The organism is Allobosea sp. 10N428 (genome assembly GCF_056394545.1).
Genome location: NZ_JBFTIC010000005.1, coordinates 228840 through 253051, shown reverse-complemented (window position 1 = coordinate 253051; position 24212 = coordinate 228840). Strand labels below are relative to the sequence as shown.

At 66.4% G+C, this 24212-nt stretch carries 20 protein-coding genes; 12 read left to right on the top strand and 8 right to left on the bottom strand.

What is annotated here, in order from left to right:
- Positions 1-147 precede the first annotated feature (147 nt).
- Entirely contained in the window at positions 148-621 is a 474-nt protein-coding gene (locus AC1DDA_RS17625; RefSeq protein WP_441510443.1) for an Hsp20 family protein, read from the top strand.
- A 94-nt stretch (positions 622-715) separates the two neighbouring features.
- Here AC1DDA_RS17625 and AC1DDA_RS17620 read toward each other — a convergent pair whose 3' ends face one another.
- The gene (locus tag AC1DDA_RS17620; protein WP_476796690.1) at positions 716-1678 is read right to left on the bottom strand and encodes a hypothetical protein; all 963 of its coding nucleotides are present in this window, start codon (positions 1676-1678) and stop codon (positions 716-718) included.
- A gap of 93 nt (positions 1679-1771) precedes the next feature.
- A complete protein-coding gene (locus AC1DDA_RS17615) occupies positions 1772-2827 on the bottom strand; it encodes a threonine aldolase family protein (protein ID WP_476796689.1) in 1056 nt (351 codons plus the stop codon).
- A gap of 611 nt (positions 2828-3438) precedes the next feature.
- On the opposite strand from AC1DDA_RS17615, the gene gltB reads away from it, so the two are divergent.
- The 3 genes from gltB to AC1DDA_RS17600 all read left to right on the top strand — a co-directional run bounded on the left by gltB (position 3439) and on the right by AC1DDA_RS17600 (position 10962).
- Positions 3439-8127: a glutamate synthase large subunit gene (gltB, locus tag AC1DDA_RS17610; protein ID WP_476796688.1), complete on the top strand. Its 4689-nt coding sequence runs from the start codon at positions 3439-3441 to the stop codon at positions 8125-8127.
- A gap of 99 nt (positions 8128-8226) precedes the next feature.
- The gene (locus AC1DDA_RS17605) at positions 8227-9651 is read left to right on the top strand and encodes a glutamate synthase subunit beta (RefSeq protein ID WP_476796687.1); all 1425 of its coding nucleotides are present in this window, start codon (positions 8227-8229) and stop codon (positions 9649-9651) included.
- A gap of 291 nt (positions 9652-9942) precedes the next feature.
- Positions 9943-10962 carry a helix-turn-helix domain-containing protein gene (locus tag AC1DDA_RS17600; RefSeq protein WP_476796686.1) on the top strand — a complete coding sequence of 340 codons (1020 nt, stop codon included), beginning with the start codon at positions 9943-9945 and terminating at the stop codon, positions 10960-10962.
- Between the two features lie 33 nt (positions 10963-10995).
- On the opposite strand, the gene AC1DDA_RS17595 is transcribed toward AC1DDA_RS17600, so the two are convergent.
- Entirely contained in the window at positions 10996-11205 is a 210-nt protein-coding gene (locus AC1DDA_RS17595) for a hypothetical protein (RefSeq protein WP_441510437.1), read from the bottom strand.
- Positions 11206-11378: 173 nt separating this feature from the next.
- Positions 11379-11711, bottom strand: a complete 333-nt coding sequence (locus AC1DDA_RS17590) for a YciI family protein (RefSeq protein WP_441510436.1) — start codon at positions 11709-11711, stop codon at positions 11379-11381.
- A gap of 330 nt (positions 11712-12041) precedes the next feature.
- On the opposite strand from AC1DDA_RS17590, the gene AC1DDA_RS17585 reads away from it, so the two are divergent.
- On the top strand, positions 12042-13556 hold the full coding sequence (locus AC1DDA_RS17585) for an ATP-binding cassette domain-containing protein (protein WP_476796685.1): 1515 nt from the start codon (positions 12042-12044) through the stop codon (positions 13554-13556).
- 2 nt (positions 13557-13558) lie between these two features.
- On the opposite strand, the gene AC1DDA_RS17580 is transcribed toward AC1DDA_RS17585, so the two are convergent.
- Together AC1DDA_RS17580 and AC1DDA_RS17575 are read right to left on the bottom strand one after the other, a co-directional pair.
- Positions 13559-14755, bottom strand: coding sequence for an SGNH/GDSL hydrolase family protein (locus tag AC1DDA_RS17580; RefSeq protein WP_476796684.1), 1197 nt, complete (start codon positions 14753-14755; stop codon positions 13559-13561).
- A 59-nt stretch (positions 14756-14814) separates the two neighbouring features.
- A complete protein-coding gene (locus AC1DDA_RS17575; RefSeq protein ID WP_476796683.1) occupies positions 14815-16047 on the bottom strand; it encodes a lytic murein transglycosylase in 1233 nt (410 codons plus the stop codon).
- Positions 16048-16386: 339 nt separating this feature from the next.
- Between AC1DDA_RS17575 and rnk the strand changes: the two genes are divergently transcribed.
- Positions 16387-16794, top strand: a complete 408-nt coding sequence (gene rnk / locus AC1DDA_RS17570; protein ID WP_476780232.1) for a nucleoside diphosphate kinase regulator — start codon at positions 16387-16389, stop codon at positions 16792-16794.
- Between the two features lie 182 nt (positions 16795-16976).
- Here the strand turns inward: rnk and galE are convergent, their stop codons facing one another.
- Entirely contained in the window at positions 16977-17969 is a 993-nt protein-coding gene (gene galE, locus AC1DDA_RS17565; protein ID WP_476780233.1) for a UDP-glucose 4-epimerase GalE, read from the bottom strand.
- A gap of 171 nt (positions 17970-18140) precedes the next feature.
- On the opposite strand from galE, the gene galU reads away from it, so the two are divergent.
- From galU to grxD, 6 genes are all read left to right on the top strand, one after another.
- On the top strand, positions 18141-19019 hold the full coding sequence (gene galU, locus AC1DDA_RS17560) for a UTP--glucose-1-phosphate uridylyltransferase GalU (RefSeq protein WP_441510430.1): 879 nt from the start codon (positions 18141-18143) through the stop codon (positions 19017-19019).
- Between the two features lie 170 nt (positions 19020-19189).
- Positions 19190-20074 (top strand): methyltransferase domain-containing protein, encoded by an 885-nt coding sequence (locus AC1DDA_RS17555; RefSeq protein WP_476796682.1) that lies wholly within the window; start codon positions 19190-19192, stop codon positions 20072-20074.
- 133 nt (positions 20075-20207) lie between these two features.
- Positions 20208-20645 carry an acyl-CoA thioesterase gene (locus AC1DDA_RS17550; protein WP_476796681.1) on the top strand — a complete coding sequence of 146 codons (438 nt, stop codon included), beginning with the start codon at positions 20208-20210 and terminating at the stop codon, positions 20643-20645.
- Positions 20646-20739: 94 nt separating this feature from the next.
- A complete protein-coding gene (gene purL, locus AC1DDA_RS17545; RefSeq protein ID WP_476796680.1) occupies positions 20740-22950 on the top strand; it encodes a phosphoribosylformylglycinamidine synthase subunit PurL in 2211 nt (736 codons plus the stop codon).
- Between the two features lie 12 nt (positions 22951-22962).
- Positions 22963-23199: a BolA family protein gene (locus AC1DDA_RS17540; protein WP_291659097.1), complete on the top strand. Its 237-nt coding sequence runs from the start codon at positions 22963-22965 to the stop codon at positions 23197-23199.
- Between the two features lie 46 nt (positions 23200-23245).
- Positions 23246-23581: a Grx4 family monothiol glutaredoxin gene (gene grxD / locus AC1DDA_RS17535; protein WP_441510425.1), complete on the top strand. Its 336-nt coding sequence runs from the start codon at positions 23246-23248 to the stop codon at positions 23579-23581.
- 11 nt (positions 23582-23592) lie between these two features.
- On the opposite strand, the gene AC1DDA_RS17530 is transcribed toward grxD, so the two are convergent.
- Positions 23593-24201 carry an ATPase gene (locus AC1DDA_RS17530; RefSeq protein ID WP_476796679.1) on the bottom strand — a complete coding sequence of 203 codons (609 nt, stop codon included), beginning with the start codon at positions 24199-24201 and terminating at the stop codon, positions 23593-23595.
- Positions 24202-24212: the final 11 nt, after the last annotated feature.

The following is a 24212-nucleotide window of genomic DNA, read 5'->3' as shown; positions in this document are numbered from 1 at the left end:
TATGCCCGTCGGCGGGGGCTCTTGAAAAGCGGGAAAGCCAACCCAGATCATGGATGCGCAGGCCGGAACCGGCTGCGCAGACCCAAACCAGGCCCGCGCTCAGGCGAGGCGGGCCGACCAAATTGTCGCTTCTTCGGAGGACATGTCATGCGTCAATTCGATCTTTCCCCTCTCTATCGCTCGACCGTCGGTTTCGACCGCCTGTTCAACCTCCTCGATCAGGCGACGAGCAGCGACGCCGCGCCGGGCTATCCGCCCTACAATATCGAGCGGACTGCCGAGAACGGCTATCGCATCACCATTGCGGTTGCGGGTTTCGGCGAGGCTGACCTCGCCATCGAGGCCAAGGAAAATGCCTTGACCGTCAAGGGCGAGAAGCAGGTTTCCGGCGGCGCCGAGAAGCGCGAGGTCCTGCATCAGGGCATCGCCGCCCGCGCCTTCGAGCGCCGCTTCCAGCTCGCCGACTACGTGCAGGTGACCGGAGCCAGCCTTGAGAACGGCCTGCTCCATATCGACCTCGTGCGCGAGATTCCCGAGGCCAAGAAGCCGCGCCAGATTCCGATCGGTGCCAGTTCGGCCAAGGTTCTCGAAGCCAAGATCGAGACCGCCAAAGCCGCGTAATCCAATCGGTCCATTGGGCTGAAAGAGAAAGGCTCCCGGAAATGGGAGCCTTTTTTGCTAGATCGCCGCGCATCTTCCGATGCGATGGTGCCTGTCAGTTCAGCGGAACGACGGGAGCGATCGGCGTCTCCGGCCTGGGCGTGGATGGCGATGGATCGATCTGCTGCACGGGCGGGATCGACGGCACTTGGGTGGCCGGCGCTGCGGTCGTCAGCGGTGGTTTGCGTTCCGCCTCGTCGGTTCCGCGCACATCGCTGGGATTGACGAGCTTGGGCTTGTCGGCGCCGGTCTCGGGGTTGGTCGCGCCCGGCGAAGGCTCGGCCGGTTTCGCCGGCTGCGGCGGAGAGGATGTCGCGGGCGCGCTGGCCTCAAAGGGTGGTTTCTCGGCAGGCTTCGCAGATTCCGGCACGGGTGGCGCAGCGGGCGAGGGCGGTGAGGCCGTGGCCGGAGCGTTCGCTTCGATCGGGGCCGTTTCAGCGGGCTTAACGGGCTCGGAGGCAGGTGGTGCGGCCGGCGATGGCGGAGCGGACGTCGCCGGTGCGCTGGCTTCTGCCGGCGGCTTCAGCTCGGCCGGTCGTTCGGGCGGCTGGGGCACGAGACGCTGGCGCGGTGCCGCCTGCTCCTGATGCGGGTCAATGCGGGCGACATTCGGCGCGGGCACGGCCTGGCCGCGCAGCGGGATGCGGCGGATCAGCTCGCCGGCATAGGCATCGAGAACCAGGCGCAGGCGCTGGCCGCCAGCCGTAACGCCATCGACAACATAGGTGTCGTCCCGGCGGATCGAGCGATCGATTCTGACAAGGCCGTAGTTGCGGGCGGCGATGCGGCTGACCGTATTGGGGGATACAGGTGCCGGCGCACGCGGAACCACCGCCGGCGGGCGGGGCGCGTAACCGTAGTCGTAACGATAGCCGTAGCCATAGGCCGGATAGGGGTCGTACCCGTCGTCGTAATAGTAGTATTGGGCCCCGGCGGCTCCCATCGTGCCGGCCAGAGCGCCGGCCACGACCAAGCCCATCAGCGCGATGCGCCCCGGCGCCGTCGAACGATTTGCCATGCCACCCTTCCTTAACGACTGCTTTCGTGGCGGGCAGTCTTGTTAGGGATTGCGGCAGGCATGGGGTTGGAAACGGGGCTGAAATGCGCCGTTTCAGCCGGCGATGGCGGCGATCAGGCGCTCGACATGCTCCGGCTCGGTTGCAAAGGACATGACGAAGCGGCCGGCGATCTCACCGTCCTGAAGCGGCGCCTCCGGCGGGAGCGAGCGAGCCGACCAGTCATAATAGCCGACGCCGGCCGCCTTCAGGCGCTCCTGCACGGCCGGGGGCAGCACAATGAAGACCTCGTTCGCCTGGCAGGGCCACGCCAGACGCGCCTCGCTGCCCTGCGCGACGGAATCCGCCAGGCGCCTGGCCTGAGCGTTGGCATGGCGGGCGAGGTCGAGCCAATGACCGTCGGCGAGCAGCCCCTCGAACTGGGCGCCGAGGAACCGGCCTTTCGAGAGGGTCTGGCCGGCGCGCTTGCGGCGCCACTTCATCTCCTCGGCATGGCCGGGGTCGAAGAAGATCACGGCCTCGGCCGCGAGCGCGCCGTTCTTGGTGCCGCCGAAGGAGAGCACGTCGACGCCGGCCTTCCAGGTGATCTCGGCCGGCGTGCAGCCGAGCGTGACCAGTGCATTGGCGAAGCGCGCTCCGTCCATATGCAGCTTGAGACCGCGCGGCGTGATCGCCTCCTTCAGCGCCCGCACCTCGGCGGGCGTATAGACCGTGCCGCATTCGGTCGCCTGCGTGATCGTCAGCGCCTGCGCCTGCACCTGATGGAAATCGCCGTCGCGCAGATGCGAGAGCGCCTTCGTTATGGTTTCCGGTTTCAGTTTGGCGCCGGTGCCGGGCAGGTCGACGAGCTTGGCGCCGTCGCTGAAGAATTCGGGGGCGCCGCATTCGTCCTCGACGACATGGGCCTCCTCATGGGTGAGGACGGCGCCCCAGGGCCGCACGATGCTGGCCAGAGCGAGTGCATTCGCCGCCGTGCCGGTGAGGACGAGGAAGACCGAGACCTCGTGCTCGAAGATCTCCGCAAAACGCTCCTCGACGCGGCGCGTCCAGTCGTCCTTGCCATAGGGCGAGGCGTTGCCCTCGTTGGCGGCGGCGAGGGCGGCCATGACGCGGGGGCTGGCGGCGGCGGTGTTGTCGCTGAAGAAATGCATGACCGAGGGTTAGGCGGATGGCGGTGTTCTGCCAAGCGAGCGTTAGGAAAGGGGGGCTTGCGCGCGGCGCCGGGCCGAAACCTCGCCGCATGCCCAAAAACAAGAAGCGTGCTGCCGGAGTTAGGCTTTCGTCTCGGAAATGTCTGGCATGGATTCAATTTTGCAATAAAATTTCGCCGCGGTGCAAAATCGACGCTTGTGCGTAGATTGGAATTCTGGCAAGTTCATCTCGATAGGACAGTGTTGCTGTCCCATTTTTCACCGCGCCGACCGAAAGCCGATGCAGGTTGGGGGTCGCGCCGTCGCAATGGAGCGGAGCATGACGAGAGGCCGGGCTAACGACGCCAAAGCCGACCGTACATGCGCCGTCCGTAAAACGACGGCCTGAAGACAGGCGCGAGCGGGCGAGAGCCGCCCGAAGCGCCTGCGGAGGACGCGGGCGCGGTGGAAACAAAGCGCAAGCAAGCCTCTCACAAGACGACGGCCGAGCCGCCTTGGCCCCATCCTTGCTGCCGATACGTCGGCGCCGGGGCCGGAGCGGATGGGATTGTGGACTGACGGGTCTGCCCGCAGGCGGCGCGCCAGCGGGTTCTGAGAAGCGGGGTTTGACGATGAGCGTGACCAGCAAGTCGAGCGGCGCAGAGGGCTTCGAGCGTTTTCCGGCCGTGCGCGACCCGGCAATGCCGACGCATCAGGGCCTGTACGATCCCCGCAACGAGAAAGACTCCTGTGGCGTCGGCTTCATCGCCGACATGAAGAACCGCAAGAGCCACGCCATCGTCCAGCAGGGCCTGCAGATCCTGCACAATCTCGACCATCGCGGCGCCGTCGGCGCCGATCCGAAGCTCGGCGACGGCTGCGGCATCCTCACCCAGATCCCGCATCTCTTCTTCAAGGAGGAGACGGCTAAGCTCGGCATCGACTTGCCGGAGCCCGGCTTCTACGCCATCGGCCAGTTCTTCATGCCGCGCGACCCCGCGATCCGCGCGCTCTGCGAGGAGATCATCTCCCAGACGGTCGAAGAGGAAGGGCTGAATTTCCTCGGTTGGCGCGACGTTCCCGTCGACAACTCCGACCTCGGCAAGGCGGTGCTCGAGACCGAGCCGGTGCATCGCCAGCTCTTCGTCGGCCGCCCTGCCGATTTCGCGAGCGAGGACGAGTTCGAGCGGCAGGTCTATGTCCTCCGCAAGTCGGTCTCGAACAAGGTCTACAAGCATCAGGAGCGCCGGACGGCGGAATATTATCCCGTCTCGATGTCGTGCCGCACCATCGTCTACAAGGGCATGGTGCTGGTGAACCAGCTCGGCTCCTACTTCAAGGATCTGCAGGACGAGCGTTTCGACAGCGCCATCGCGCTGGTCCATCAGCGCTTCGCGACCAACACCTTCCCGTCCTGGCGCCTCGCCCATCCCTACCGGATGGTCGCCCATAACGGCGAGATCAACACGCTGCGCGGCAACGTCAACTGGATGGCGGCGCGGCAGGCGAGCGTCGATTCCGACCTGTTCGGTTCGGATATCTCGAAGCTCTGGCCGATCTCCTATGAGGGGCAGTCCGACACCGCCTGCTTCGACAACGCGCTCGAATTCCTGGTGCAGGGCGGCTATTCGCTCGCCCATGCCATGATGATGCTCGTGCCGGAGGCATGGAACGGCAACCCTCTGATGAACGAGGAGCGGCGCGCGTTCTACGAATATCACGCGGCGCTGATGGAGCCCTGGGACGGGCCGGCGGCGATCGCCTTCACCGACGGGCGCCAGATCGGCGCGACGCTGGACCGCAACGGCCTTCGCCCCGCTCGCTATCTCGTCACCGATGACGGGCTCGTCGTGCTTGCCTCGGAATTCGGCGTGCTGCCGATCCCGGAAGAAAAGATCGTCGAGAAGTGGCGCCTCCAGCCCGGCAAGATGCTGCTGATCGACCTGGAGCAGGGCCGCATCATCGGCGACGACGAGATCAAGACCTCGCTCTGCCTCGCCAATCCCTACAAGGACTGGCTGAAGCGCACCCAGATCGTGCTGGAGGATCTGCCGCCGGTCGAGGCGCGGGCCTCGCGCACCGACGTGCCGCTGCTCGATCGCCAGCAATCCTTCGGCTACACCACCGAGGACGTCCGCCTGCTGATGGCGCCGATGGCGGTGACCGGGCAGGAAGCCGTGGGTTCGATGGGCACGGACACGCCGATCTCGGCGCTCTCGCTCAAGTCGAAGCTGCTCTACACCTATTTCAAGCAGAACTTCGCGCAGGTGACGAACCCGCCGATCGATCCGATCCGCGAGGAGCTGGTGATGAGCCTGCTCTCCTTCATCGGGCCGCGCCCGAACATCCTCGATCTGGAAGGCACCTCGCGGCGCAAGCGGCTGGAAGTGCGCACCCCGATCCTGACGAATGACGATCTCGAGAAGATCCGCTGCATCGGCCATTACGAGGATCGCTTCGACACCAAGACGATCGACTTCACCTACCCGGCGCGCGAGGGCGCGGCCGGCATGGAAGGCGCGCTGGAGCGGCTCTGCGAGCGTGCCGAGGCTGCGGTGCATGGCGGTTACAACATCATCATCCTGTCCGATCGGCAGGTCGGGCCGGACCGTATCCCGATCCCGGCGCTGCTGGCGACGGCGGCGGTGCACCATCACCTGATCCGCAAGGGCCTGCGCACTTCGGTCGGCCTCGTCGTCGAGTCGGGCGAGCCGCGCGAGATCCATCACTTCTGCTGCCTCGCCGGCTACGGCGCCGAGGCGATCAACCCCTATCTCGCCTTCGACACCCTGCTCGATCAGCATGAGCAGGGCGCCTTCCCGGAGGAGGTCGACGCCGACGAGGTGGTGAAGCGCTATATCAAGTCGGTCGGCAAGGGCGTGCTGAAGGTGATGTCCAAGATGGGCATCTCGACCTACCAGTCCTATTGCGGCGCCCAGATCTTCGATGCGGTCGGCCTGAAGACCGCTTTCGTCGACAAGTTCTTCTTCGGGACGGGCACCGCGATCGAGGGTGTCGGCCTCGACGAGATTTCGGAAGAGAGCCTGCGCCGCCACCGCGACGCCTTCGGCGACTCGCCGCTCTACCGCAACAGCCTCGATATCGGCGGGGAGTACATGTACCGCGTCCGCGGCGAGGACCATGTCTGGAAGCCGGACGTCGTCGCCTCGCTGCAGCATGCGGTGCGCCTCAACGCGCAGGATCGCTACGAGGAGTTCGCCCGTCAGGTGAACGACGACGCGCAGCGGCTCAGCACCATTCGCGGCCTGTTCAAGGTCAAGATGGCCGCGGATGACGGACGGGAGCCGGTGCCGCTGGAGAGCGTCGAATCCGCCGCCGATATCGTGAAGCGCTTCGCCACCGGCGCGATGTCCTTCGGCTCGATCTCGCGCGAGGCGCATGAGACGCTCGCCATCGCCATGAACCAGATCGGCGGCAAGTCGAACACCGGCGAGGGCGGCGAGGAATCGATCCGCTTCAAGCCGATGCCGGACGGCCGTTCCAAGCGCTCGGCGATCAAGCAGATCGCGTCCGGCCGCTTCGGCGTTACCACCGAATACCTCGTCAACTCCGACGTGATGCAGATCAAGGTGGCCCAAGGCGCCAAGCCCGGCGAGGGTGGCCAGCTGCCCGGCCACAAGGTCGATGCCAAGATCGCCCGGACCCGGCATTCGACGCCGGGCGTAGGTCTGATCTCGCCGCCGCCGCATCACGACATCTATTCGATCGAGGATCTCGCCCAGCTCATCTTCGACCTGAAGAACGTCAACCCCGCGGCGGATGTCTCGGTGAAGCTGGTGTCCGAGATCGGCGTCGGCACGGTCGCGGCCGGCGTCGCCAAGTCGCGCGCCGACCACATCACCATCTCCGGCTTCGAGGGCGGCACGGGCGCGAGCCCGCTGACCTCGCTGAAGCATGCGGGCTCGCCCTGGGAGATCGGCCTCGCCGAGACGCAGCAGACGCTGGTGCTGAACCATCTGCGCGGCCGCGTGGCCTTGCAGGTCGATGGCGGCCTGCGCACCGGGCGCGACGTCGTCATCGGCGCGCTCTTGGGCGCCGACGAGTTCGGCTTCTCGACCGCGCCGCTGATCGCAGCCGGCTGCATCATGATGCGCAAGTGCCATCTCAACACCTGCCCGGTCGGCGTCGCCACGCAGGACCCGGTGCTGCGCAAGCGCTTCAAGGGCCTGCCCGAGCATATCGTGAACTACTTCTTCTTCGTCGCCGAGGATGTCCGCCGGCTGATGGCGGAGATGGGCTTCACCGAGATCGAGGAACTCGTCGGTCGCTCCGATCTGCTCGACAAGCGCGAGGCGATCGAGCACTGGAAGGCGAAGGGGCTCGACTTCACCAAGCTGTTCCACAAGGTCGATCTGCCGGAGGTGGCGATCCGCCATGTCGAGTTGCAGAAGCACCCGATCGACGAGGTGCTCGACCGCAAGCTGATCGAGGCGGCGGAAGGCGCGATCGAGACCGGCAAGCCGGTCGTGATCGCGGAGAGCATCTGCAATGTCGATCGTTCGACCGGCGCGATGCTGTCGGGCGTCGTCGCGAAGAAGTACGGCCATGCCGGCCTGCCGGACGACACCATCAGCGTGAAGCTGAAGGGCACCTCGGGCCAGAGCTTTGCCGCCTTCCTGGCTGCGGGCGTCACTGTCGAGCTCACCGGCCAGGCCAACGACTATGTCGGCAAGGGCCTGTCGGGCGGCAAGATCATCGTGAAGCCTGATCCGGCGACCAGGGCCGTGCCGGAGCACTCGATCATCGTCGGCAACACGGTGCTTTACGGCGCGATCTCGGGCGAGGCGTATTTCCGAGGCGTTGCGGGTGAGCGCTTCGCGGTGCGCAACTCCGGCGCCATCGCGGTGGTCGAAGGCACCGGCGACCATGGCTGCGAATACATGACCGGCGGCGTCGTCGCGGTCATCGGCCAGACCGGCCGCAACTTCGCGGCGGGCATGTCGGGCGGCATCGCCTATGTGCTCGACGAGGACGGGACCTTCAAATCGCGCTGCAACCTCTCGATGGTCGATCTCGAGCCGGTCGAGGAGGAGGAAGACCTGATGGAGCGGCTGCACCATCACGGCGGCGACCTCGAGCACAAAGGCCGCATCGACATGGCCAACATGTCCGGCCATGACGACGAGCGTTTGATGCAGATGCTGACGAACCACGCCAACTACACCGGTTCGGAACGTGCCCGCACGATCCTCGACAACTGGGCGGATTACCGCACCAAATTCGTCAAGGTGATGCCGGTCGAGTACCGCCGCGCGCTACGCGAAATGGAGCAGGCCCGCACCTTGCAGGCCGCGGAATAAGCGAAACGCCACCTGCCGGGGCCGTCACGGTCCCGGCATCCCGATCAGGTTATGGCACGCGCGCGGGGACACTCCCGGGCACACGGCGAGAGAAACGGCATGGGCAAGGTCACAGGCTTTCTCGAATACGACCGGCAGGAGCAAAAATATCAGCTCGCCGGCGACCGCATTCGCCACTTCCGCGAGTTCACGCTTCCGTTGGAGGAGCGCGATATCAAGAAGCAGGCGGCGCGTTGCATGGATTGCGGCATCCCGTTCTGTCATGGGCCGACCGGCTGCCCGGTGCATAACCAGATTCCGGACTGGAACGAGCTGGTCTATTCCGGCGGCTGGGAGGATGCGCTGCGCAACCTCCACTCCACCAACAACTTCCCGGAGTTCACCGGCCGCATCTGCCCCGCGCCTTGCGAGGAAGCCTGCACGCTCAACCTCGAGAACATGCCGGTGACGATCAAGACGATCGAGCAGGCGATCGCCGACAAGGGCTGGGAAGAGGGCTGGATCGCGCCGGAAATTCCGGCCAAGCGCACGGGCAAGCGCATTGCCATCGTCGGCTCCGGCCCGGCCGGAATGGCGGCGGCGCAGCAGCTGGCCCGCGTCGGCCACGACGTCCATCTCTATGAACGCGAGGCTAAGGCCGGCGGCCTGCTGCGCTACGGCATCCCCGATTTCAAGATGGAGAAGGGGCATATCGACCGCCGGGTGAAGCAGATGGAGGCGGAGGGCGTCACCTTCCACTACAACGCCCATGTCGGCGTGACCCTGCCCTTCGCGACGCTCGTCGCCGAGCACGACGCGGTGCTGATGACGGGCGGGGCGGAAGCGCCGCGCGATCCCGGCCTGCCGGACACGAACCTTGCCGGCGTGCATTACGCGATGCCCTACCTCACCCAGCAGAACAAGCGCATCGGCGGCGAGGATATTTCAAACGAGGCACCGATCCTGGCGGCCGGGAAGCACGTCGTGGTTGTCGGCGGCGGCGACACGGCCTCCGACTGCGTCGGCACTGCCTTCCGGCAAGGCGCGCTGTCGGTGACACAGCTCGACATCCGGCCGATGGCGCCGGAGATCGAGGACAAGCTCACCGTCTGGCCGTATTGGCCGACGAAGTTCCGCACATCGTCCTCGCAGGCTGAGGGGGCGGAGCGCGAGTTCCAGGCGGCGACGCTCGGGCTTGAAGGCCGCAATGGCCGGCTGACCGGCGTGAAATGCGCCCGCGTCGACGAGAAGCGCAAGCCGATCCCCGGCACCGAATTCGTGCTCCAGGCCGATCTCTGCTTCCTCGCCATCGGCTTCGCGGGATCATTGATCGAAGGCATGATCGCGCAGTCGGGCGCGGCCGTGGACAAGCGCGCCAACGTCGTCGCCAACGACCGCGACTACAGGACGAGCACCGACAAGGTCTATGTCGCCGGCGACATGCGCCGCGGCCAGTCGCTTGTGGTCTGGGCGATCCGCGAGGGGCGCCAGGCAGCGCACGCCATCGACAAGGAGCTGATGGGCGCGACGATCCTGCCGGTGTGAGGACATCGCCCTCCGGCACGATCGCGAGCCAATCGCTGTCCAGCAGCCCGGTCGGCCGATATGCCGGCCCGGGCGCTGTGCTTTTTCCACCAGAGACAAGAAGGCAGTGGGGTGAGGTCCTTTAGCCGGATTTTCAGCCGGCCGAAGCGTGGAATTGTTATGAATTCATTGATACGGGCGATATTCGCCTAGAGAAGCGGCAGGGTCTGCCGTTGCACCGAATTAATACTTGACCTGAGAGCCGAGGTGGAGTGCAAGCGCGCTTGTGTCCTTTCGTTGTCGCTTGGTCAGATGACGCCGGTTATTTTCACAACGGTCGGCCTGCCCCAAGCGAAGCAGCTGGATGCTTGGCGCGGGTGGTTCGACGCCGTCTTCGATGTCGAGGTCGACGATCCTCAGGCGGGCTTTTCCGCGACCAGCGAAACCTGGAACTTCGGCGGTTTCGGCCTGAGCCGGGTCCGGGCGCCGAAACTGCGGGCGTTCCGCACGGCCGATCTCGTCCGGCGCAACCCCATCGACCACTGGAACATCACGATCGGCCACGCGCGGACGTTGGGCGAGGCGGGGCGCCTGCGCTCGATCGACGTGCCCGCCGATACGCCCTTCGTGGCGTCGCTGGGGCGCGAGCTCGTCAGCTTCCGCGAGGCGGACGACCGGCTGCAGCTCTATCTGCCGCGCGATACTTTTCCGGAGGTGACCGCCGTTCTGGAAGGGGTCGAGGGCAGGCCGATCAGCGACGCAATGGGCAAGCTGCTCGCGGAATTCATCACGCTGCTGGCGCGCAACGTGTCAAGCTTCTCCGATGCGGATCTGCCCGCCCTCCAGACCACCGTCCGCGGCATGCTGCTCGCTTGCATCGCGCCGTCGTCGGATCACAGTTTTCTTGGTGCCGTTCCTGTCGCGGTGGCCCGCAAGGAGATCGTCAGGCGCATCGTCGACCTCAATCTGCACTGCAGCACTCTCGGGCCGGATCTCCTGTGCCGGGAGGCTGGCATGTCCCGCTCCCAGCTCTATCGCCTGCTCGAAAGCGAGGGCGGCGTGAGGAACTACATCCAGCGGCGGCGCTTGAAGCAGTGCTACGCAGAGCTGTCGAGCGGCACCAATTTCCGCTCGATCGCCGCGATCGCGGAGGGGCTGGGCTTTCCCGATCCGTCGAGCTTCAGCCGCTCCTTCAAGAAGGAGTTCGGCCTGACGCCGAAGGATGTGGTGTGTGCGACCCTGTCGGGGATTCCCGCGAGCGCCGCCCATGGGGGCGGATCCGAGGCCGAATTGAACCTGCGCGACCTTCTTGCGCAGATCGCGCGAGGCTAGGCGCCTGGTCCAAGTCGGGCGGCGACGGCGGCTTCAGCCGCGTCCTCGCTGCCGGTCGAGTGCTCCCTGCAGCTGCTCGACGCGAATGGCCAGCGCTTCCTTGGTCAGGTTGATTCCTTCGGGCGCCCCGTCGATCGACAAAAGGACGCCTCGCTCGGCCATGTCGAGCTGCTCTTGAGCGAGCTCCAGGTGCTTCTTCAAGACTTGTGTGACGCGGTCCTTGGCCGCCTGATCCGTATCCATAGCGCCCTCGCTCGTTCGTTCGCGATCCGGCGACGATCGCATAGCCGAGGCGACGAGCCAAATCTTCCGGAACCTTGCCGCCAGCATGCAGCCGGCAGCCGCCTTCTCCCAATCGCCGGAGCAGGCCCTGGACGGTTGCCTCCCATGCCGGTGGACGCGGGGCTCCTGTAGCCCTAACCCGGCTGCTCCAACGGCCAGATCTCGACGACCCCGTGTGCGACGGCACAGGGAACCCGAGAAACCAGATCGATGGCCTCGGCGAGATCGGCAGCCTCGATGATAGCGAAGCCGGCCACGGGCAGCTGTGACGACATGAAGGCACCTGTCTGCGTCCGGACCCCGGAGGCGTCGGGGTTGCGGACCTGTACCGCTTGCCCGGCAATGCCGATCACGGCACCGCGTTCGAGGAGCGCCGCATCCTGGGCGTGGGCTGCGTCACGGATGGCCGGAGCCGTGCGGTCATAGCCCGCCCGGTCGCCATAGCCGATCGTCACGAATCTGGGCATCGTCTGGCCTCCTCTCACGGGCGATCAATCCATTGCAGACGCGGCGGTTCCGTCGGCGCCGCACCGGGCGCGTCGCGATGACCAGCGTCGCGATGGCGACCGTTATGCCGTGGACGCAGTGTTCATCCGGGCCGGCGCCGCTATGGTGGCAGCCATGGAATCGAAACAGAGGGGGAAGCTGGCGCTGAGCCAGGGCTTCCATTTCCGCACCCGAGGACCTGTTTCCGCCCCGCGCTTCATCTCGCGGGGCTGACCGGGAACGCATCGCCGTCTCATCGTCAGCCCTTTTCGGCGCATTTATTCGCGCCTGCCTGACTTCATGAGATTCCGATGTCCCTGATCGCCATCAAAGATTTTTCGCTCGTCCGCAGTGCCCCGCTTTTCGCCGGGCTCAACTTCTCCGTCGCCAAGGGCGACCGCCTCGGTCTCGTCGCCGCCAATGGGCGCGGGAAATCCTCGCTCCTGCGTATCCTGGCCGACCAGGAAGAGGCCACGGACGGGACGCTGACCCGTGCCCGCGGTCTCGTCACCGCCTTCGCGCCGCAAGACCCGCACGCGCGCCTCTTGCCGATGAGCTTCTACGAGGCGGTACGCGATGCGCTCGACGCCGAGGCCGCCGAAACCGAAAGCTGGCGGGTCGACGTGCTGCTGGACGACCTCATGGTTGACGAGGGGCTGCGCCGCCGTGCCGTCGCCAGCCTGTCGGGCGGCTGGCAGCGCACGATGCTGCTGGCGCGCGCCGCGGTGGTCGAACCAGATCTGCTGCTGCTGGACGAGCCGACCAACCATCTTGATCTCGAGCGCATCGGCGTGCTGCAGCGCTTCCTCGCCGCCCTGCCGCGGGATTGCGCCGTCGTCGCCGCGAGCCATGATCGCGCCTTTCTCGACGATGTCAGCACCCGCACGCTCTTCCTGCGTCCGGCGGAGAGCGCCGATTTCGCTTTGCCCTATTCGCGCGCATTGCAGGCGCTGGAGGAGCGCGACGCGGCGCGGGGGCGGCAGTTCGATAACGACATGCGCAAGGTCAGGGCGCTCAGGCAGCAGGCGGCCAAGCTCAAGAACATCGGCATCAACTCCGGCTCGGACCTGCTGGTGGTCAAGACCAAGCAATTGTCGGAGCGTGCCGACAAGCTGGAGGAGAGTGCCAGGCCGGCGCATAAGGAACGCTCGGCCGGTGCGATCCGGCTCGTCAACAGCGGCACCCATGCCAAGGCGCTGGCGGCGATCAAGGATACGGGGATCGCCACTCCCGACGGCAGGCCGCTCTTCCGCACCGGGCAGCTCTGGATCGAGAACGGGGATCGCATCGCGCTGCTCGGCGCGAACGGCAGCGGCAAGACGCGCTTCGTCACGCGGCTGCGGGCGGCGCTCGACGGCCCGGATGCGGAGATCCGCACTGCCGCCAGCCTGAAGCCTGGCTTCTCCGATCAGGCGCTCTCGCAACTCGATGTCTGGCCGACGCCCTGGGCGGCCGTCAAAGGCGCGAGCGATGTCGGCGACCAACTGGCGCGGACGCTGCTCGCCGGGGCCGGCATCGCCAGCGAGGCCCAGGGCGCGCCGCTCGCCCGCCTGTCGGGAGGGCAGAGGGCGCGGCTCGCCATGCTGCTGCTGCGCCTCGCCCAGCCGAATTTCTACCTGCTGGACGAGCCGACCAACTATCTCGATATCGAAGGGCAGGACATGCTGGAGCGCGAACTCACCGAGCATGGCGCGGCCTGCCTGCTGGTCAGCCATGACCGCGCCTTCGTCCGCGCCGTGGCGACTCGGATCTGGGTGATCACCGGCAAGCGGCTCATCGAGGTGGATGATCCCGATCCGGTGTTCGACCGGCTGATGGCGGGCTGAGCTCAGCGCGGCCAGCGATAATCGTCGAGCCGGCCAGGGACCGGATCGGGCGCGATGCCCTGGCCGAAGACGCGCTCGAGCTGCAGCTCGGCCTCGCCGCGCCCGCGCGCCTCGGTGACCGAGGCGAGCAGGGGCTGCCCGGATGTCGGGGCCTGCCCGGTCAGCGGCTGGATGGGGCCCGCCAGCGGGCGCGCCTGCAGGGCCGGGGGCAGGCCGATCGTCGGCACGCCGGCGACCATCTGATCGATCAGGCGCTCGACGCCGCCGGGCTGCAGCTCGGGGGTCGAGGGCGCGCCCGTCTCGGGCGAAACGGGCAGGGCGATCACGCTGTTCTGCGGCGCGGCCTCGATGATGCGGCGGATGACCAGGTCGACGAAATGCGCGGCCTTGCGGGCGCCGGCGGCAGTGAAATGGATGCCGTCACCGAGGCGCAGCCGCGTCAGCTGCCCGGAAACGTCGGGACCCGTCGCGGTGTAGCGGTTCTCGGCATCGACGAAGCCGCCCCACAGATCGACATATTGCCCGCCGGCCTTCTCGACGCGCTGGCGGTAGAGCTCGTTGAACGAGACGAAATCGGCCGAGAGCCGGCCGTTCTGCACGGGCGGCGCGCCGACCCAGATCAAGGGAATGCGGCGGGCCGCGAAGGCGTCGGCGATCAGGTCGATGCGGTCCCGATAGAGTTCGAGCCAGCGCGGGCTCAGGGGGTCATGGACGGTTTCGCCCTCGCGGATCGGCTGCCGGTCGTTGAGGCCGACCAGCATGACGCCCAGGGTGATCTTCTGGTCACCGGCCAGGATATCGGAAACCGCCTTCGGCCAGTCGTAGAAGTCGGTCCGGACGAGGCCCGAATCCGGCTTGGATTTGTGGAGAACCTCGACATCCGGGCGGTCGTTCAGGGCCTCGTCAAGGCCGTTGGCCAGGAGGTTTGCGAGCGAATCTCCCATCACCACGATGTGGCTGTTGACATCGACCTTGGGAATGACCGGGTCGTCGCGGACGACGACGGGGGCCTCGCGACGGCGGATGACGGGCGCGACACGCTGGCGTGGCTGCGGCGCCGCGCGCTGCTGGGCGGCCGGCAACTGCCAAAAGAGCTGAAAGAGGTTGCGCTGTTGCTGCTGGGCAAGGGAAACCGGCCCGCCCGTGATCAGGAGCAGGCAGGCGGCAGTCAGAACCAGGGCGAGCGAACGCAGACGCATCTGCCTATCCGATTCAGCGGCCCCTATGCCCCGCACTATAGGGCGCAGCGGCCCGAAAGTCAGCGCTTGCCACGCATCCGGACCAGCAGGGCCGGGGTCGGATAGCCGTCCGGGATCTCGCCGGCGCTGATCTGGTACTGGCGCACGGCCTCGCGCGTGCCGGTGCCGATGCGCCCGTCGGCATCGTGGTTGTAGTAGCCGAGCGCCTTCAGCCGGTGCTGCAAATCCTTGGTGCCGGCCATGTCGAGCCGGGCGGCCTTGACCGGCCAGTCGGCCTGGATCGCGGAGCGGCCCATGATCCTGTCGCCGAGATGCCCGACGGCGAGCGCATAGGCGTCGGAGGAATTGTACTTCTTGATGACGTCGAAATTGGCGGTGAGGAGCATCACCGGCCCGCTATGCCCGGCCGGATAGAACAAGCGGCCTTCGCCCGAGGAGGGCAGCGCGCGTCCATCGGCCCGGCGCACCCCGGCGGAGCGGAAGGAGGAGAAGCTGCCCTTGTCGAGGCGATGGTCGAAGCCATCAGGGAGCGTCACCTCCATGCCCCAGGGCAGGCCCGGCACCCAGCCATAGCTCTTGAGGTAGTTGGCGGTGGAGGCGATGGCGTCGCTGGACGAATTCCAGATGTCGGCGTGGCCGTTGCCGGTCCAGTCGACGGCGTATTTCATGTAGCTCGACGGCATGAACTGGGTGTGGCCCATCGCGCCGGCCCAGGAGCCGCGCAATTCGTCGCGCTCCGCATAGCCCTTCTCGATCAACTCGAGGGCGGTGAGCAGCTCGTCGCGGAAGAAGTCGCCGCGGTAGCGGATCGAGGCGAGGGTGGCGAGCGAGCGGATGACGTCCTTGCCGCCCTTGAAGGAGCCGTAATTCGTCTCCATGCCCCAGACGCCGAGGACGACCTCCTTGGGCACGCCGTAGCGGGCTTCGACCTGCGCGAGGACGGTGGCGTTCTCCGCTGCTGCGTCGCGGCCGCGCTGGATGCGGGCGCCGCCGACGGCATTCTCCAGATAGCTCCAGATCGGAGCGTTGAACTCGGCCTGCTTCTTGGTCAGGGCGATGATGGAGGCATCCGGCGTCACGCCGCGGAAGGCGAGGTCGAAGGTCGCGCGCGAGATGCCGCGTCCTTGAGCCTGCGGCCAGAGTCGCTGCAGGAAGATGTCGAAGGAGGCGCTGGCCGGCGTCGCCTGCACATTGCGGGCATGGGCGCCGGAAACATTGATCGAGCCGGTAGTCTGCGCCAGCGCAGGCGCCAGGCTGATCAAGGCCGAAGCTGCGACGACGGACAGGCGCATGGACACTCCCTGCGGATGCTGGATGGAAACACCATCACAGCGCCTGAACAAGATTAACCGCAGGTTAAGCCGACCGCGGCAGTGACGCCACCTCTCTGATTTGACAAGCCCGGGGGATTGGCGGATTCTGGCGGGATGTATAGCGCCTCACCCTTCCGCCGCGGTCTGCACCGCTCGGGCAACGTCATCGCGGGCTTCTAGCCCCGGGTCTGTCGCGCTTGGCGCCTCCGGCTCGGGGGCGCTCCCTCAATTCCGTTCACCTGCGAGTTCGCCCCTTTGATGCCGCGCGGTTCTGGTCCGTCGGCAGGCGCTCGCCTTTTCGATGAAAGACCCGTCCTCATGACTGCCAAGCGTCCCGCCATCACCGTTACGGCCGCGGACCATGCCATGCTGAGCCGCATCGCGGCCGGCGCGGCCAACACCATGCCGGAGCTCGCCGCCGAGCTGAGCCATGAACTCGACCGTGCCCGCATCCTGCCGGAGGGGCGGGTTTCGGTCGATCACGCCCGGATCGGCAGCGTGATCGTCTATCGCGACGAGAGCACCAAGCGGGAAAGCACCATCACCCTAGTCTGGCCGCAGGACGCCGATATCGAGAAGAACCGGATCTCGGTGATGACGCCGATCGGCGTCGCGCTGATCGGCATGGCCGCCGAGCGTTCGATCGACTGGACGACGCGCTCGGGCGATGTGAAGCGCCTGACCGTGCTCGAAGTGCGCGAGCCGGCCGAGGAAGACCCCGCCTGAGGGCACCAGATCGGCGGCTGTCCGGCATCCGGCGGCCCTCATCCTGAGGAGCGTTTCGCAGAAGCGCGTCTCAAAGGACGTTCCCGAAGTCCCTGGAGCCTCCTGGAGCATCCTTCAAGACGCCATTCCCAAGGGAATGGCTCCTCGGGATGAAGGCTCGGGGTGTACTGGGGAGGGGTTGCTCAGCTCGAGGCGTTCCGCGTCCTGAGCTTCTCCTCCCAGGCCAACGCCTGGCCGACGATCTCCTCGAGGTCGTCATGCTCCGGCCGCCAGCCGAGCTCGACCTGGATACGGTCGGCGCGGGCGACCAGCGAGGCGGGGTCGCCCGCGCGGCGATCGGCGAGGGTCACGGGGAAATCGATCCCTGAGACCTTCTTCACGACTTCGACGACCTCCTTCACCGAATAGCCCCGGCCATAGCCGCAGTTCAGCGTCAGGCTCTCCTTGCCGGCGCGCAGATGGTCGAGCGCGGCAAGGTGGGCGCGGGCGAGATCGGTGACGTGGATGTAGTCGCGCACGCAGGTGCCGTCCGGCGTCGCATAGTCGGTGCCGAAGACGGTGAGGCCATCGCGCTGGCCGAGCGCGGCCTGACTCGCGACCTTGATGAGATGCGTGGCGTTCGGGGAGGACTGGCCGGAGCGGAGCTTCGGGTCGGCGCCGGCGACGTTGAAATAGCGCAGCGCGACGTAGGTGAAGCCGTGCGCCTTCGCCGCATCCTGCAGCATCCACTCGCTCATCAGCTTGGAGCGGCCATAGGGGTTGATCGGGTTGAGCGCGATCTCCTCCGGCACCGGCGAGACCGGGGGCTCGCCATAGACCGCAGCCGTGGAGGAGAAGATGACGTGCTTGACGCCGCCGCGGACGGCACTTTCGATCAATGCTCGGGTTTTCACAGTATTATTGAAATAATAACCAAGCGGATCGCTGACCGATTCCGGGACGACGATGCGTGCCGCGAAATGCGCCAGCGCCGTCACGCCATGCTCGGCGATCAGCTTCTCGACCAGCTCCTGATCGCCGATATCGCCTTGAACGAATGTCGCTTCCGGCGGAACGGCCCACCAGAAGCCGGTGGACAGGTTGTCAAGCACGACGACGCGCTCCCCCCGATCGAGGAGTTCGAGGACCATATGGCTGCCAATGTAGCCAGCCCCGCCGGAAACCAATATCGCCATTGCGTCTCTTGCCTCATCTTTGTCATGACGCCGCACTATCGAATGTCCGTTGACGGGTTCTCAAGGCCTGTCAACTATAAGCACAGATGGCTGGCAACAATGACAGTTGTGCGGCTGTTTCCGATCACTGCCCTGCCTTTGGCAAAGGCCGCCGTGCCCAATGGATTTTTCATGACGAAACGCATCCGCAAGGCCGTTCTCCCCGTCGCCGGCCTCGGCACCCGCTTCCTGCCCGCCACGAAGGCGATCCCCAAGGAGATGCTGACCATCGTCGATCGGCCGGTCGTGCAGCATGTCGTGGACGAGGCGCGCGCCGCCGGCATCGAGCACTTCATCTTCGTCACCGGCCGAAACAAGGCGGTGATCGAGGATCATTTCGACATGGCCTATGAGCTCGACGACACGCTGGCCAAGCGCAACAAGGTGAAGGAGCTGGAGGCTCTGAAGGCCGATCTGCCGGCCGCCGGCGCCACCAGCTTCACCCGCCAGCAGGCGCCGCTCGGTCTCGGCCATGCCGTCTGGTGCGCGCGCGAGCTCGTCGGCGAGGAGCCCTTCGCGCTGCTGTTGCCGGACATGCTGCATTACAGCGCCGGCAAGGGCTGCCTCGCCGAGATGATCGAGGCCTATGACGAGCATGGCGGCAACCACATCGCCGTGGCGCCGGTGCCCGACGACCAGACCCATCAATATGGCATCGTCGGCGTCGAGGACGCCAAGGCCAAGGTCTCGAAGATCACCGGCATGGTGGAGAAGCCGCCGAAGGGCACCGCGCCCTCGAACCTGCACATCTCCGGCCGCTACATCCTGCAGCCGACGATCTTCAACCTGCTCGCCAACCAGGAGAAGGGCGCCGGCGGCGAGATCCAGCTCACCGATTCCATGATTGCGCTCTCGCGGCAGGAGCCGTTCTATGCGGTGCGCTTCGATGGCGACATCTACGATGCCGGCTCGAAGATCGGCTTCCTCGCGGCGAATGTGGCCTATGCGCTCGATCGGGGCGATCTCGGCCCGCAGCTGCGCGCCGAGATCGAGAAGCTGCTCGATCGCTGAGCGGCGCACGGCCCGTTCAACTCGGCCCTCGTCCTGAGGAGCCATTCCGAATAGGAATGGCGTCTCGAAGGACGGTCCAGAAAGCTCGGGAGAGGGCTGGAGCATCCTTCGAGACGCAGCCTTTGGCTGCTCCTCAGGATGAGGGCTTGTGTCTTGCTGACGGTGCAAAGTTGAGTGATCAAAGTCTCGTCTTCGACCGCGCGCTCGGCCGTTCGCGGCTCAGACGCGCGCTCGCGCAGGACTATCCGGATTTCCTGCTGCGACGCGCGGCTGATGATCTGGAGGAGCGGCTCGGGGCCGTTCTGCGCGAGTTTGCCGTGGCGGCCGATCTCGGCACGCCACTGCCGGTCGTTGCGCCCGTCCTCGCTGGCAAGGCGGGGCGGCTGCTGCGGATGGCGGAGACCGAGGGGACAGTTGCCGATCTGATCGGTGATCTAGAAAGACAGCCTTTCGCCGCCGGTTCTCTCGATCTTGCCGTCTCACTGCTGGCGCTGCACGGTGTCAACGACCTGCCCGGCGCACTCATCCAGATCAAGCGTGCGCTCCGGCCCGACGGGCTGTTCATGGCGTGCATGCTCGGTGGACGCTCCTTGCAGGAGCTCCGGCAGGCGCTGCTCGAAGCCGAAAGCGAGACGACGGGCGGGGTCAGCCCACGCGTCGCGCCCTTCGCCGATCTGCGCGATCTCGGCGGGCTCCTCCAGCGTGCCGGATTCGCCCTGCCCGTGATCGACAGCGAGATCGTCACGGTGCGCTATCGGGACGCCTTCGGACTGTTCCGCGATCTGCGGGCCATGGGCTGGGCCAATGCGCTCGTCGCGCGGCGCAGGGCGCCGCTGCGGCGCGAGACGCTGCTGCGCGCCGCCACGCTCTATGCCGAGCGCTTCGCCGACGCCGACGGGCGCCTGCCGGCGACCTTCGAGTTCGTCTGGCTCTCCGGCTGGGCCCCGCATGAGAGCCAGCAGAAGCCGCTGCGGCCGGGCTCGGCCAAGGCGAGATTGGCAGATGCGCTCGGCGTGCCCGAGATCAAGACCGGCGAGAAACCGGGGGAAGGCTAAGAATGGTTGTGCCCGCGCCGTCATGGTGGTCGGGCTTGTCCCGACCATCCGCGTCCTCCTTCCTCGAATGCTGTGTTCAAGACGTGGATGCTCGTCACAAGGGCGAGCATGACGGTGGGAGGATTTGCCGGATATGAGGGAGCGTCAGCCCCGCCTCACGCGCGCCGACTTTCGCGTCTTTCGCGCCATTCCGACGCGATGGCACGACAATGACGCCTACGGCCACGTCAACAATGTCGTCTATTACGGCTGGTTCGATACGGCGGTGAATGCCTGGCTGATCGAAGGCGGTTTTCTCGACCTCGCCGGCAGCGAGATCGTCGGGCTCGTGGCCGAGACCGGCTGCACCTATTTCGAGAGCGTCGCCTTTCCCGAGACGGTGGAGGCGGGGATCGCTGTCGAGCGCCTCGGCAACAGCTCCGTCACCTACCGTATCGGCATCTTCCGACAAGGTGGCGCAGAGGCCGTGGCGCAGGGGCGCTTCACCCATGTCTATGTGGAACGGGCCGGCCAGAAGCCGGTTCCGATTCCGGCGCCGCTCCGGGGCGCTCTGGCCGCCATCCAGTGCTGAAAGCGCCGTTCGCGCCGCGAATGTTGTCTCGCGAGCGCAGGCAGGCTATGCCCCTGCCAAATCCCCTCGCCGGACCGCCAGGAACCCTGAGCCCGTGATTCCGAACGATACCAAGATCACCCCGCAGCTCGTCGCCGAGCACGGCCTGAAGCCGGACGAGTATCAGCGCTTCCTGCATCTGATCGGCCGCGAGCCGACGATCACGGAGCTCGGCATCGTCTCGGCGATGTGGAACGAGCACTGCTCCTACAAGTCGTCGAAGATCCATCTGAAGACCTTGCCGACCAAGGCGCCCTGGGTGATCCAGGGTCCCGGCGAGAATGCCGGCGTCATCGATATCGGCGACGGCACGGCCATCGTCTTCAAGATGGAGAGCCACAACCACCCGTCCTTCATCGAACCCTATCAGGGCGCGACGACGGGCGTCGGCGGCATCCTGCGCGACGTCTTTACGATGGGCGCCCGGCCGATCGCCGTGCTCGACGCGCTGCGCTTCGGCGATCCCGACCATCCCAAGACCCACCATCTCGTCTCGGGCGTCGTCGCCGGCATTGGCGGCTACGGCAACTCCTTCGGCGTGCCGAATGTCGGCGGCGCCACCGGCTTCCACACGCGCTATGACGGCAACATCCTCGTCAACGCCATGGCTGTGGGCATCGCCCAGGCCGACGAGATCTTCTATGCCAAGGCGTCGGGCGTCGGTAAGGCGATCGTCTATCTCGGTTCCAAGACCGGGCGCGACGGCATCCATGGCGCGACCATGGCCTCGGCAGAATTCGACGACAAGTCGGAGGAGAAGCGCCCGACCGTGCAGGTCGGCGACCCCTTCGCCGAGAAACTCCTGCTCGAAGCCTGCCTCGAGATCATGGCCGCCGGCCATGTCGACGCGATCCAGGACATGGGCGCCGCCGGCCTGACCTGCTCGGCCGTCGAGATGGGCGCCAAGGGCGATCTCGGCGTCGAGCTCGACCTCGACAAGGTGCCCTGCCGCGAGGAGGGCATGAGCGCCTATGAGATGATGCTCTCGGAAAGCCAGGAGCGCATGCTCATGGTGATCAAGCCGGGGCATGAGGACGCCGCCGAGGCGATCTTCAAGAAATGGGGGCTCGATTTCGCGGTCATCGGCCACACCACCGACACGCTGCGCTTCGTTATCAAGCACAAGGGCGAGGTCATGGCGGACCTGCCGATCAAGGAGCTCGGCGACGAGGCCCCCGAATACGACCGGCCCTGGATCGAGGCCCCGCCGCAGCAGCGCATCGCCGCGGAGAGCGTGACGCCGCCCTGCGGCAATGCCGAGGCGCTGAAGAAGCTGATCGGCTCGCCGGATCTCTCCTCCAAGCGCTGGATCTGGGAGCAGTACGACACGCTGATCCTCGGCAATTCGGTGGTGACGCCGGGCGGCGACGCCGGCCTGATCCGCATTGAGGACGGGCCGAAGGGCCTCGCCATGACCGCCGACGTGACCCCGCGCTACTGCGAGGCCGATCCCTTCGAGGGCGGCAAGCAGGCCGTGGCCGAAGCCTGGCGCAATCTCACCGCGACCGGCGCGACGCCGCTCGCGATCACCGACAACCTCAATTTCGGCAATCCCGAGAAGCCCGAGGTGATGGGCCAGCTCGTCGGCTGTATCCGCGGCATCGGCGAGGCCTGCAAGGCGCTCGATTTCCCCGTCGTCTCCGGCAACGTCTCGCTCTACAACGAGACCAACGGCATCTCGATCCTGCCGACTCCGACCATCGGCGGCGTCGGTGTGCTCGCGGATGTCACCAGGCACGCGACCATCGCCTTCAAGGGCGAGGGCGAGGCGATCATCCTGATCGGCGAAACGCAGGGCTGGCTCGGCCAGAGTTCCTATCTCGCGACCGTTTGCGGCCGCGAGGAGGGCGCCCCGCCGCCGGTCGATCTCGCGACCGAGCGCCGCAACGGCGACTTCGTGCGCGGGCTGATCACAAACGGCAAGGTCACTGCCTGCCATGATCTCTCGGATGGCGGCCTCGCCGTCGCGCTCGCCGAGATGGCGATGGCCAAGGGCATCGGCGCGGCGATCGAGACGCTGCCGGCCGGCCCGGCCCATGCCGCGCTCTTCGGCGAGGATCAGGCGCGCTATGTCGTGACGGTTCCGGCGGCTCAGGCCGATGCCGTGATTGCCGAGGCGAAGACTGCCGGCGTGCCGGCGCTCGCGATCGGCCGCACGGGCGGCGCGACGCTTGCGCTGCCGGGTGAGACGGCGCTGGCCGTCGCCGATCTCAGCAAGATCCATGAAGACTGGCTGCCGTCCTATATGGCCAGCAAGGTGGATTGAGGAGTTCGGACCATGGCGATGGACGCTCACGAGATCGAGCGCATGATCAAGGCGGCGCTGCCGGATGCGGCGGTCGAGATCAAGGATCTGGCTGGCGACGGCGACCACTATGCCGCGACGGTCGTCTCGGCCGCCTTCAAGGGCAAGACCCGGGTGCAGCAGCACCAGATGGTCTACGCCGCGCTCCAGGGGAATATGGGCGGCGTGCTGCATGCCCTTGCGCTGACGACGGCGGTTCCCCAAGATTAGAACGAAACCATCCGGCGGGCCTTGAACCCGCTTCAGGAGACAGACGATGTCCGACGTCAACGCCCGCATCGATGCGGAAGTGAAGAACAACGACGTGGTGCTCTTCATGAAGGGCACGCCGCAATTCCCGATGTGCGGCTTCTCCGGCCAGGTCGTGCAGATCCTCAGCTATGTCGGCGTGCCCTTCAAGGGCGTCAACGTGCTCGAGGATCAGGAGATCCGCGAGGGCATCAAGGCCTATTCGAACTGGCCGACGATCCCGCAGCTCTACGTCAAGGGCGAGTTCGTCGGCGGCTGCGACATCACCCGCGAGATGTTCCAGGCCGGCGAATTGCAGCAGCTCTTCGAAGAGAAGGGCATCGCGGTGAAGCAGGCGAGCTGAGGCTCGCCGGTTCAACTCTCTGCACAGGGCGGCAGCGTTTCAAGCGTTGCCCATAGCGCCTGCGGCAGGTCGCCTTCACGTTCGATCAGCGAGATGCAACCGCGTCGCCCCTCCGCCACGGCTTTCGGGCGCAGGGTGGCGTTGTTGAACACGCGCCATTGATCGACCGCTCCGATATAGGCAGGCAGGTTGGCAATCGAGCGCGCGAAGCGGCGGCGCACATCGGCTTGGGCGACGTCGTGCCCGCCTTCGCTGACGCGGCGGGCGATGCGCGCGAGCGAGATTTCCGGATTGGCGACCAGAAAATAGAGCAGGTTGACGACGAAACCGGCCTCCCGGGCGGCTTCGATTGTGCGCAGATGCGTTTTGCCCGAGAGCGTCGTCTCAATCGAGAACGACCGCCTCTCGGCGATCAACGATCGTGTCAGCTCTAATGCGACGCGACCTGCACGCTGCTGCTCCATCGACGGGTCGAGCGGGGAGAGGCCGCGCGCGATCTCGTCGAGATTGACGAAGCGGGTGCTGCCCGAAACCGCCTTGATATGGCGGAAGGCGTAAGTCGTCTTGCCGACCCCGTTGGGGCCGGCAATGATCCAGAATTGGGGCTGTGGGGTCGTCATGCGGCTTTGGC